At 68.9% G+C, this 11,218-nt stretch carries 8 protein-coding genes and 1 pseudogene; 3 read left to right on the forward strand and 6 right to left on the reverse strand.

From position 1 onward, the window contains the following. Positions 1-4 precede the first annotated feature (4 nt). From ASE96_RS17210 to ASE96_RS17220, 3 genes are read right to left on the reverse strand one after another with little or no spacing between them, the layout of a single operon-like run. The gene (locus ASE96_RS17210) at positions 5-1,561 is read right to left on the reverse strand and encodes an FAD-dependent oxidoreductase (RefSeq protein WP_056433240.1); all 1,557 of its coding nucleotides are present in this window, start codon (positions 1,559-1,561) and stop codon (positions 5-7) included. Next, positions 1,558-3,816 carry a molybdopterin oxidoreductase family protein gene (locus ASE96_RS17215; RefSeq protein WP_056433241.1) on the reverse strand — a complete coding sequence of 753 codons (2,259 nt, stop codon included), beginning with the start codon at positions 3,814-3,816 and terminating at the stop codon, positions 1,558-1,560. The genes ASE96_RS17210 and ASE96_RS17215 overlap by 4 nt, the downstream gene beginning before the upstream one ends. A gap of 1 nt (position 3,817) precedes the next feature. Further along, positions 3,818-5,254 carry an MFS transporter gene (locus ASE96_RS17220; protein WP_056433242.1) on the reverse strand — a complete coding sequence of 479 codons (1,437 nt, stop codon included), beginning with the start codon at positions 5,252-5,254 and terminating at the stop codon, positions 3,818-3,820. Between the two features lie 287 nt (positions 5,255-5,541). Here ASE96_RS17220 and ASE96_RS17225 point away from each other — a divergent pair, with 287 nt between their 5' ends. Continuing rightward, positions 5,542-6,954 (forward strand): MFS transporter, encoded by a 1,413-nt coding sequence (locus ASE96_RS17225; protein ID WP_056433244.1) that lies wholly within the window; start codon positions 5,542-5,544, stop codon positions 6,952-6,954. A gap of 117 nt (positions 6,955-7,071) precedes the next feature. On the opposite strand, the gene ASE96_RS17230 is transcribed toward ASE96_RS17225, so the two are convergent. The 3 genes from ASE96_RS17230 to ASE96_RS17240 all read right to left on the reverse strand — a co-directional run bounded on the left by ASE96_RS17230 (position 7,072) and on the right by ASE96_RS17240 (position 10,540). Continuing rightward, positions 7,072-7,803, reverse strand: a complete 732-nt coding sequence (locus ASE96_RS17230) for a glutamine amidotransferase (protein WP_056433245.1) — start codon at positions 7,801-7,803, stop codon at positions 7,072-7,074. Between the two features lie 81 nt (positions 7,804-7,884). After that, positions 7,885-9,705 (reverse strand): acetyl/propionyl/methylcrotonyl-CoA carboxylase subunit alpha, encoded by a 1,821-nt coding sequence (locus ASE96_RS17235; protein ID WP_056433294.1) that lies wholly within the window; start codon positions 9,703-9,705, stop codon positions 7,885-7,887. A 157-nt stretch (positions 9,706-9,862) separates the two neighbouring features. Continuing rightward, positions 9,863-10,540, reverse strand: a complete 678-nt coding sequence (locus tag ASE96_RS17240) for a Maf family protein (RefSeq protein WP_056433246.1) — start codon at positions 10,538-10,540, stop codon at positions 9,863-9,865. Positions 10,541-10,610: 70 nt separating this feature from the next. On the opposite strand from ASE96_RS17240, the gene ASE96_RS17245 reads away from it, so the two are divergent. After that, positions 10,611-10,901: a hypothetical protein gene (locus ASE96_RS17245; RefSeq protein WP_056433247.1), complete on the forward strand. Its 291-nt coding sequence runs from the start codon at positions 10,611-10,613 to the stop codon at positions 10,899-10,901. Between the two features lie 3 nt (positions 10,902-10,904). Next, positions 10,905-11,218, forward strand: a pseudogene (locus ASE96_RS17250) (HNH endonuclease); the annotation flags it as partial.

Raw genomic sequence — 11,218 nt, forward strand, 5'->3', positions numbered from 1 at the left:
GCCGTCAGGCTACGGCCCCCTGAAAGTGTGTTTCGATGATCCCCTTGATGTCGTCATGGCAGCCGCCGCACCCCGTCCCGGCACGGGTGGCCCCGGAAACCTCGGCCACCGACCCGCAACCACCGGAAACGGCGGAGGCAATGGCCGTCCCGCTCACCCCGGCGCACCGGCACACCGTGCGCTCGGGGTCGGCCGCGCCGGACGCCGCCGCCTGGTCCGGGCCGTCCAGGCGCAGCAGCAGCGACCGGTCCGCCGGGAGCTCCGCACCGCGCTCGAACAGCTGCACCAGCTCGGCCGCCGAGCGGGGCATGCCCACCGACACCAGGCCTTCGAGCACCCCGGCGCGGGTGGTCATCTTCACGTAGCGGCCGTGCTCGGGATCGGCCCACTGGGCGATCTGCAACCGAGGGCGGCCGTCCGCTGCCCCCGCAGACAGCACCTCCTCGTCCCACGGATCCGCGGAAACATCCCCGGCCACGGCCATGTTCATGCCACGGGCCTTGAGCACAATAACGCCTGGCAGTTCCGCCGGCAGTGCCGGCAGCAGCTCAGCCTCCGGAGATCCGGCGGCCAGCAGCGACAGGTATTCGGCGAGCCATTCGGCCTGCCGCCAGCCCGGGCCCACCAGCCCGGACGGACCGCGCGCGGTGCGGCACTCGAGGCAGTCCGGGTCGGGGCAGCGCACTTCCGCGCAGTCGCCGATCGCGAAGATGTGCGGTTCGTGGTGCGCCCTGAGCTTGTGGTCCACCAGGATCCCGGCCGCCGTCGAGAGTCCGCAGCCTTCCGCGAGTTCGGTCCGCGGCCGGACGCCGCAGGAGAGCACCAGCAAGTCGCCGTCGATCGCGGACCCGTCGTCGAGCAGCAGCGCCGAGAAGCCGCCGTCGGGCGCGTTGTGTTCGACGCCGGTGGAGCGGGCGTTGCCGGCCACCCGCACGCCGCAGTTCCGCAGGGACGCGGCGAGCACCGCGCCGCCGCCGCGGTCGATGTTGCGGCCCAGCGGGTGCGGGCCGTTGTGCACCACGGTCACCGTGGCGCCTTCCTCGGCCGCGGCGAGGGCCGTCTCGAGGCCCAGCACGCCGCCGCCGAGGACCACCACGCGCTTGCCGCCGGCAACCGCGGCCTGCAGCACCGAGGCGTCGCGCAGGTCCCGGAGCGCCGTCACGCCGGCCGGCAGCACCGGCGCGGCCGGGTCGGGGTTGAGGCCGGTGAGGTTGGGGATCACGGGGCGGGAGCCAGTGGCGAAGACCAGCCGGTCGTAGCCGGGGGCGGTGCCGTCGCTGAGGACCAGCTGCTGCCGGGCACGGTCCACGCGGCGGACGCGGACGCCCAGCCGGACGTCGACGCCCTCGGCGATCAGCGCGGCGGCGTCGGACAAGGCCAGGGCCGACGCTGTGGTCCGGCCGACCCCGAGGTCCGCCACGAGCACGCGGTTGTACGCGGCCTCGGCCTCCTCGCCGATGACCGTCAGATGGGCGAGTCCGCTGCGGACCGCCGGCAGCAGCTCGTCGACCAGCCGCGCGGCCACCGGACCGAAGCCCACAACAACAATGCGCTCCGTCATGAAGCACCTTCCTTCTGCAGTTCATCGGCGCGGAGAGTGGCGGCGCCGGGCTTGACCCAGACCTGGCTGAACTTGAACTCCGGCATCCCGGAGATGGGATCCGTGGCCGCCTCCGTGAGGCGGTTGGCGCTCTCCAGTTCCGGGAAGTGGAACGGCAGGAACACCGTTTCGGGCCGGATGTCCGTGCTCAGCTCGGCGCGGCAGGAGACTTCGCCGCGCCCGTTGGAAATCGACACGACGTCGCCGTCGGCGATGCCCTGTGCTGCGGCGGCCGCCGGATGGATCTGCAGCCGCGCTTCGGGCTGGGCCGCGGCCAGTGCCGCCACCCGGCGGGTCTGCGCCCCGGACTGGTAGTGCTCCATGAGGCGCCCGGTGACCAGGGTCATTGCCGTTCCGGCGCCGTCCGCTCCGACACGTCCAGCGCCGGCCCGGTGCGCCGCGGCGGACGCGGTGCCCGACGCCGAAGACGACGCACGACGGCGGGGTGTCACCGGAGTGAACACGGCCCGCCCGTCGGCGTGGGCGAAGGAGTCCAGGAACAGCCGCGGAGTCCCGGTGCTGCCGGCGGGGTAGGGCCAGTAGGCCGCTTCGCCCCGGTCCAGCATGGCGTAGTCGATCCCGGAGTAGTCGGCCAGGCCGCCTTGGGACGCCAGCCGGAGCTCCTCGAACACGGTCTCCGGGTCCTCGCTGAACGTGGAGGGGGCTTCCAGAGCCTCGGCCAGCCTGGTCATGATCCACAACTCGCTGCGCACCCCGGGCGGGGGAGCGAGGGCCCGGCGGCGGCGGAGCACCCGGCCCTCGAGGTTGGTCAGGGTGCCTTCCTCCTCCGCCCACTGGGTGACCGGCAGGATGAGGTCGGCCTCGGCGGCGGTCTCGGAGAGGAAGAAGTCGCAGACCACCAGGAAGTCCAGGCTCCGCAGGCCGGCGATCACGGCGTTGGCGTCCGGCGCGGAAACCGCCACGTTGGCGCCGTGTACGAAGAGGCAGCGGACGCCGTCGGGCTGTCCCAGCGACTTCAGCAGCTGTACGGCGGGCAGGCCCGGGCCGGGGATCAGCGCTTCCGGGACGCCCCACACGGCGGCCATGTGGGCGCGGGCGGCGGGATCGGTGATCTTGCGGTAGCCGGGGAGCTGGTCCGCTTTCTGGCCGTGTTCGCGGCCGCCCTGGCCGTTGCCCTGGCCGGTGAGCGTGCCGTAGCCGCTGCGTGCGGCGCCGGGGAGGCCCAGCAGCAGGGCGAGGTTGATGGCGGCGGTGGCGGTGTCCGTACCGTCGACGTGCTGTTCCACGCCCCGGCCTGTGAGGATGTAGCTGCCGCCCCGGCGGGAGCCGTCGGCCAGCCGGCGGGCGGTGTCGCGGATCAGCGCGGCCGGGACGCCGGTGAGGGACTGTACGCGCTCGGGCCAGTAGGAGGCCACGCTGCGGACCAGGGCGTCGTAGCCGGCGGTGCGGGCCGCGATGTAGCCGGCGTCGGCGAGGCCCTCGTGGATCACCACGTGGGCGAGCCCCAGCAGCAGGGCGAGGTCGGTGCCGGGCAGCGGCTGCAGGTGCAGGCCGCCGCCGTCGGAGGTGAACGCTGCGGTGGCGGAGCGGCGGGGGTCCACCACCATCAGGCCGCCGGCGTCGCGGGCGCCCTGCAGGTGCTGGACAAACGGCGGCATGGTCTCGGCGACGTTGGAGCCGAGCATCAGGATGGCGCTGGCGGAATCGAGGTCTGCCAGCGGGAACGGCAGGCCGCGGTCCAGGCCGAAGGCGCGCATCCCGGCCGCGGCGGCAGAGGACATGCAGAACCGGCCGTTGTAGTCGATCCGCGATGTGCCCAGCGCCAGCCGGGCGAACTTGCCCAGCTGGTACGCCTTCTCATTGGTCAGCCCGCCGCCGCCGAAGACTCCGACGGCGTCCGCCCCATACCGGGCACGGGTTGCCTTCACCGCGCCCGTGATGCGGTCCAGGGCCTCGTCCCAGCCGATCGGGCGGTGGACGCCGTCGGCGCCCTTGAGCAGCGGCTCGGTGACACGGCCGGGATGGTTCAGCAGCGACGCCGAGGTCCAGCCCTTGCGGCAGAGTCCGCCGCGGTTGGTGGGGAAGTCGCGTCCGGAAACCTCGAGGAGAGGTGCGTCTGCAAGAGCGGCGGCCGGCTGCTCCGGCACGGGGCCCGACCCTGGCTGCGAAGCCGGGGTCAGGCCTGCTGGGGTGCTCAGCGTCATGGCGCACTGCAGAGCGCAGTAGGGGCAGTGCGTGGCGGCGCCGTTGGTCATATTAGACGTGTCCCATCGCGTTTCGGTTGGCGTTGCGGATGTAGCAGAACCAGCAGACGGCCAGCATCACGACGTACGCGCCGACGAAGCCGTAGAACGCCGGGGTGTAGGAGCCGCTGGCGGTGTTGGAGGCATTGAGGACCTGCGGGATGACGAACCCGCCGTACGCGCCGATGGCCGAGATCAGGCCCAGGGCCGAGGAGGCCAGGCGCTGGGTGGTGACGGTGCTGGCGCCTGACTTTGCGGCCCGGCTGGAGGTGGCGAAGATGATGGGAATCATCCGGTATGTGGCACCGTTTCCGAAGCCGCTGGCCGTGAAGAGCAGCAGGAACAGGCCCAGGAAGAGCCAGAAGTTTTTTAGCGGCAGGGTCCAGACCATGGTCAGAGTGATGACGGCCATCGCGGCGAACGCGGCGACGGTCATCCGGGCGCCGCCCATGCGGTCCGCCATGCGTCCGCCGTAGGGGCGGGCCAGCGAGCCGACCAGCGGGCCGAGGAAGGCGAGGGACAGTGCCACGGTTCCGACTTCGATAGAGGAGAAGGCCGGGAAGTAGTCCTTGATGAGCTTGGGGAACACACCGGCGAAGCCGATGAACGAGCCGAAGGTGCCGATGTACAGCAACGCCATGATCCACAGGTGCGGTTCCTTGAGCGCGGCGAGCGAGCCGGCGACGTCGCCCTTGGCGCTGGTGAGGTTGTCCATGTACTTCCAGGCGCCGAACGCGGCGATCAGGATGAGGGGAACCCACATCCAGCCGGCCATCGGCAGGTTGACGGTGCCGGCGGCCAGGAGAGTGATGGCAATCGGGACGGCAAGCTGCGCGACGGCGGCACCGAGGTTTCCGCCGGCGGCGTTCAGTCCCAGCGCCCAGCCCTTCTCGCGGGCCGGGTAGAAGAAGGTGATATTGGCCATGGAGCTGGCGAAGTTGCCGCCGCCGAAGCCGGCCAGTGCCGCCACGAACAAGATGACGCCGAACGGGGTCTCGGGGTTGGAAACGCACAGTGCCAGCCCGATCGACGGGATGAGCAGCAGCAGGGCCGAAACGATCGTCCAATTGCGGCCGCCGAAGCGGGGGACCATAAAGGTGTAGGGGATCCGGAGGGTGGCGCCCACCAGGCTGGGCATGGAGATCAGCCAGAAGATTTCCGACGTGGTGAAGGTGAAGCCGGCCGCGGGGAGCTGGACCACCACGATTGACCACAGCTGCCAGACCACGAAGCCCAGAAACTCGGCGAAGATGGACCAGTTCAGGTTGCGCCGGGCGATGGAGCGGCCTTGGGACTCCCACTGTTCCTTGTTTTCCGCGTCCCAGTTGGCGATCCAGCGGCCGGGGCGGAATTGAAGGGCGGGACCGCCGAGGGTGGTGCCGGCAGAAATGGAAGGGGCAGTACCGGCGGAAATGCCGGTTGGGGCATCTGCGGTGCGTTCAACAGTCACGGGGACCTCCTTGGGGATGTTGTCCTTCCAAGTTAGGGATGCCGCGTTTCCGGGACCGTCGCTGTTTGTTAACGTGCTGTGACGTTTGCCTATCGGCGCGTTTGTGACGGGGTGAGGGCCGGAAGCGGGGCATAGTGTGATGACCACCACGTGAGACAACGCTGTATGTCCAAATAGTGGAACATTTGTCCATTGACTGGACGCCCGGAACTAATATGTAAGCATACGTATCCTTATCCGGGCGGCTTCGAGCAGCACCAGTCCGGTCTTCATGAAAGCGCTACTACATGTCATCCACTGCTACATCCACGGAGCATGGGTCCGCCAAACAGGTGAACTCGCGCGGCCGCGTCATCGTCGCCAGCCTGATAGGCACCACCGTTGAGTTCTACGACTTCTACGTGTACGCCACCGCCGCTGTGCTTGTCTTCCCCCGGCTGTTCTTCCCCGGGCAGAATGAAACCACCCAGCTGCTGAGCTCCTTCGCAGTGTTCGGCGTCGCATTCATCGCCCGTCCGCTTGGGTCCATCGTTTTCGGTCACTTCGGTGACAAGTTCGGCCGCAAGGGCACCCTGGTGGCGTCGCTGCTGACGATGGGTATCGCCACCTTCCTTATCGGCTGCCTCCCGACGGCGCTCGTCCCGGGCTGGGAGTTCTGGGCGCCGGCGCTGCTGGTTGTGATGCGCTTTGCCCAGGGCCTGGCCCTCGGCGGCGAATGGAGCGGCGCGGCCCTGCTGGCCACGGAGAACGCCCCGGCCAACAAGCGCGCCATCTACGGCACGTTCCCGCAGCTGGGTGCGCCGATCGGCTTCATCATTGCCAACGTGATCTTCCTGGTCTTCAGCTACGCCCTGACCCCCGAAGCCTTTATGGAATGGGGCTGGCGTGTGCCGTTCCTGCTCAGCGCGGTCATGGTCATCATTGGCCTCTACGTCCGGCTCAAGCTGATCGAAACCCCCGCCTTCACCAAGGTCCTCGAATCCAAAGAGGTCGCCAAGCTGCCGCTCGCCCGGGTCTTCAAGACCAGCTGGCGCCAGCTGATCCTGGGCACGTTCATCATGCTCGCCACGTACGTGCTCTTCTACCTGATGACCACGTTCACGCTGACCTACGGCACCCGCGCCTCCAGCCTGGATGCCGCCAAGGCCGCCGCCGAGAAGGCCGGCAAGCCGATGACCGAGGCCGCCGCGGCCGCATTTGTCCCTGGCCTGGGCTACACCCGCAACGACTTCCTCTGGATGCTGATTGCCGGCGTCGTGTTCTTCGGCATCTTCACCCTGGTGTCCGGACCGTTGGCCGAAAAGTACGGACGCCGCAAGATGCTGATCGCCGTGACCTTCGGCATCTTCGCCTTCGGCCTGCTCTTCGTCCCGCTGTTCAGCGCAGGCTTCGTGGGCACGATGGCCCTGCTGATCATCGGCTTCTCCCTGATGGGGCTGACCTTCGGGCCCATGGGTGCGCTGTTGCCGGAACTGTTCCCGACCAACGTCCGGTACACCGGCTCCGCCATCAGCTACAACTTCTCCAGCATCCTGGGCGCGGCCGTGGCCCCGTTCATCGCCGTCTGGCTCTGGGAGATGGCGAAGGGCAGCCCCGTGCTGGTGGGCGTCTACCTCGCCTCCATGTCCGTGCTGACGCTGATCGCCCTGTTCGTGAGCAAGGAAACCCGCGACCTGGACTACACCAACAACGTAGCCTGACGCAGGTTCCCGGGCCGGGGCTGACGCTCCAGCCCGGTTGTTAACCGAGATGCCCGGTGTGTTCGCTGAACACGCCGGGCATTTCCGTGTCGTCGGACGCGTGCCGGGTAGGCGCGGTTAGCCCGCGTAGAGCTCCACGAAGTTCCGGAGGATCTTCATCGGTTCGGTGGCGGAGAACCGGCGGGCGTCCTCCATCAGCATTTCGGCCGATTCGGGCGGGAAGTAGCCGGCGTGGCGGTAGATGTCGATCCTGGTGACCAGCCCTTCCGCGTCCAGCTCCGGGTGGAACTGGGTGGCGTACAGGTTGGTCTTGATCCGGAACATGTGCACGGGGCACGCGGCGGAACTCGCCAGAAGCACCGCATGGGAGGGCAGAAGGGTGCAGGCTTCCTTATGGCCGGTGAAGGCCGTAAAGGTATCCGGCAGCCCGCGCAGGAGCGGATCCACCAGACCCTCGTCCGTCAGCTTGATGGTCACGCCGCCGAGGCCCTCGCCGTACGTCCGGTCGATCACGGCCCCCTGGTGCCGGCCGAGCGTGCCCACCCCGTAGCAGGCGCCGAGGAAGGGGAAGTCCTGGGCCACGATCCGGTCCAGGAGGGCGGCAAGCTCACGCTCCACCCGGTGCTGGACATCGCTTTTGTGCCCGGCGGGGTCGCTGGAGGTGAACGGGCTCCCGCCCACAATCACGCCGGAGTAGTCGGAGAGTTCCAAGTCCGGCAGCGGTCCCGCTTCCATCCGGATCCGCCTCAGCTGCGAGGGCTCAAGTCCGCCGTAGCGCAGGTAGGCCTCGTACTCGTTCTCGGCGGCGGCATCCTCGGCCCGGGAGGCGAGAAGCAGGAATGGTTTCACATACCAAGTCTGCACGGGCGGGACGCGCGGGCACCAGAGGCGCGCCCGCGCCCCGCCCGCGCGTCCGTCCCGCCGGTGCTGCTACTCGGCGGCAGCGTCCTCGATCAGCGCGATGACGGCGCCGGCAGAGACCGTCTCGCCGGCAGCGGCGGTCAGTCCGATCACGATTCCGGTGCGGTGCGCGGTGAGCGGCTGCTCCATCTTCATGGCCTCGAGCACAACCACAAGGTCGCCTTCGGTCACGAGGTCACCCTCGCCGACAGCCACCTTCACGATGGTGCCCTGCATGGGGGAGGTCAGCGCGTTGCCGCTGGCAGCCGCGACGGCGCCGCCGCTGCGGGAACGCTTCTTCGCCTTGGCCGGCTTGGCGCCGGCTGAGCCGCCGCCGGTGCCCAGCGACGCCGGGAGGACGACCTCCAGGCGTTTGCCGCCTACCTCGACGACGACGCGCTGGCGTTCGCCGGCGTCGGGCGCTTCAGCGTCCGTTCCGGTGGGGGTCCAGGCGGGGATGTCGTTGACGAAGGCCGTCTCGATCCAGCGGGTGTGGACCTTGAACGGACCCTCGGCCGGAGCGAAATCGGGGTTGCTGACGACGGCGAGGTCGAACGGAATGACGGTGGGGATGCCCTCCACCACCATCTCCTCGAGGGCGCGGCGGGACCGCTGCAAAGCCTGGGTGCGGGTGGCGCCGGTGACGATCAGCTTGGAAAGCATGGAGTCGAAGTTGCCGCTGATGACGTCGCCCTGTTCCACGCCGGAGTCGATCCGCACACCGGGGCCGGTGGGGTTTGACAGCCGCGTGATGGTGCCGGGGGCGGGCATGAAGTTCCGGCCCGGATCCTCGCCGGTGATGCGGAACTCGATCGAGTGGCCGCGGACCTCGGGGTCCCCGTAGCCGAGCTCCTCGCCGCGGGCCAGCCGGAACTGTTCGCGGACGAGGTCGATTCCGGTGACTTCCTCGGACACGCAGTGCTCCACCTGGAGGCGGGTGTTGACCTCGAGGAAGGAGATGGTGCCGTCCTGGCCCACGAGGAACTCGCAGGTGCCGGCGCCAAGGTAGCCGGCTTCCTTGAGGATGGCCTTGGAGGATTCGTAGAGCCGGCGGTTCTGCTCCTCGGTGAGGAACGGGGCCGGGGCTTCCTCGACGAGTTTCTGGTTGCGGCGCTGCAGCGAGCAATCGCGGGTGGAGACCACCACCACGTTGCCGTGGGCGTCGGCGAGGCACTGGGTTTCGACGTGCCGCGGGGCGTCCAGGAAGCGCTCGATGAAGCACTCACCGCGGCCGAAGGCGGCGACGGCCTCACGGACGGCGGACTCGAACAGTTCGGGGATTTCCTCGCGGGTGCGGGCCACCTTGATGCCGCGTCCGCCGCCGCCGAAGGCCGCCTTGATGGCGACCGGCAGGCCGAACTTGTCAACGAATTCGAGGATTTCCTCGGCCGACTCCACCGGGTCGGCCGTGCCGGGAACCTGCGGCGCACCGACCTTCTCGGCGATGTGGCGGGCCTGGACTTTGTCGCCCAAGGCGGAGATCGCGGCGGGGGAGGGCCCGATCCAGGTGATGCCGGCCTCGATCACCTTGGCGGCGAACTCGGCGTTCTCGGCCAGGAAGCCGTAGCCGGGGTGGATGGCGTCGGCACCGGAGCGGTGGGCCACCTCGATCAGCTTGTCCATCACGAGGTACGACTCGGCGGCGGTGTTGCCGCCCAGCGCGTAGGCCTCGTCGGCGAGCCTGACGTGCAGGGCGTCGCGGTCCGGATCCGCATAGACCGCCACGGAGGCGATGCCCTCATCGCGTGCGGCCCGGATGATGCGCACCGCAATTTCGCCGCGGTTGGCGATCAGCACCTTGCTCAGGGGACGTGTGGCTGCGGCGGTGCCTTCTTGGGCTGATCGCTGCACGGGATTTGCGGATTGCTCCGAATTTGCTGACAAGGCGTCTCCTTCTTTCCTTCAGGGAGCCTAGCGCGGTTTTGTGGGTTCCGCCGATATTACTTGCGGATTCCGCGCGTAAAGCGCCCAGCCTTTGTAGGGTTGCTACAAAGGCTTGCGAATTAGCTCACTCCGCCCGCAATACCGCGGGATCTGCGGCGCCGGTGGTCCACAGTTGAGTGATGCCCACCTGCGCCTGGCCCAGCAGCCCTCGGAGGGTGGAAATGGACAGCCCGACGACGGCGTGCGGGTCGCCGTCGACCTTGCGGATGAAGGCCCCGCCGTAGCCGTCGATCGTGAACGAGCCGGCGCACTGCAGCGGTTCGCCCGTGGCGATGTAGGCGTCGATTTCCTCGGTGCTCATCTCCATAAAGTGGACCTCGGCGGAGGTGACGTGTCCGAGGGTTGCGCCGGAACCGGCGGTCCCGGACTCCCCGGGCTCTTCGGTGTCGCGGCAGTCGACGAGCCAGTGGCCCGTGTGCAGCACGCCCTTGCTACCGCTCATCCGGAGCATCCGCTCCCGGGCGACGTCGGCCGTGTACGGCTTGCCGTGCGCCTCGCCGTCGAACTCGAACACCGAATCGCAGCCGATCACCAGCGCGCCGTCGGCGTCGGGCAGGGAGGCGACGGCCTCGGCCTTGGCCCGGGCCAGCAGCAGGGCGGTGTCGTGCGGATCCGTGACGCCGTAGCGGGCCTGGACGGCGCCCTCGTCGACATCGGAGACGAGGATCTCGTGCCGGATGCCGGCGTCGGTGAGCAGCTTGGTGCGGGCGGGGGACTGGGAGGCAAGAATGAGGCGGGTCACCGCTCCAGCCTAGTTCCTAGGGCTCCTCGCCGCGCCCTTTCTTGTCAGAGGTCGCTGGGAGAGTGGGTTCATGGACGGGAACCAGGGGCCGGAAGAACTCCGCAGCGTGCTGGCGATGTGCGGCCGCGCGCTTGAAGACGTTACTTTGCCCAAGAGCAACGTAGGACGGATTGAATTGTTGCGGCGGGTGAAGGAGCTGAGCTTCGCGTCGGCCACAGTCAAGACCCGACTTGAAGGTGGGTTAGTCCTTAGCCGTGTGCCGACGTCTCCGACCCATATGGGAAGCTCCCCCATGGCCTCCGACGCGGTTGACCGGCTTCTCTTGGCCGCCAATAATGTCATAGCCTTCCGGGACACTTGAGCTATGGACGGGACTCAGTCAACCGCGTGGGCTCTGGCAGAAGTGGCGTGTGACTACGCCTCTGCCGGCCTGGCGCTGGGCGGCGACGTGGCTGAGCTGAACGGTGCGCAATTGATTGCTGAAATCCGGGCCCTGGAAGACGCGAAATCCGCCCTGGCTGCCCGTCAGGCACGTTTGTCCGTCGCGTTCGATCTGCTGCAGCGCCGTGAACAGGCCGACGCCGGGATGCCGGCGGCCGAGCTCGGGGCCGGGGTCGGCGCGCAGATCGCCCTGGCCCGGCGCGAATCCCCGCCAAGGGCGGCAGGCTCCTCGGCCTG

The organism is Arthrobacter sp. Leaf69 (genome assembly GCF_001422645.1).
Taxonomy (GTDB): domain Bacteria; phylum Actinomycetota; class Actinomycetes; order Actinomycetales; family Micrococcaceae; genus Arthrobacter.

Bases quoted from the DNA above. Each gene is read 5' to 3' on its own strand.
- ASE96_RS17245 (WP_056433247.1), top strand. From the start codon at position 10,611: ATGGACGGGAACCAGGGGCCGGAAGAACTCCGCAGCGTGCTGGCGATG.
- ASE96_RS17210 (WP_056433240.1), bottom strand. From the start codon at position 1,561: ATGACGGAGCGCATTGTTGTTGTGGGCTTCGGTCCGGTGGCCGCGCGG.
- ASE96_RS17215 (WP_056433241.1), bottom strand. From the start codon at position 3,816: ATGACCAACGGCGCCGCCACGCACTGCCCCTACTGCGCTCTGCAGTGC.
- ASE96_RS17225 (WP_056433244.1), top strand. From the start codon at position 5,542: ATGTCATCCACTGCTACATCCACGGAGCATGGGTCCGCCAAACAGGTG.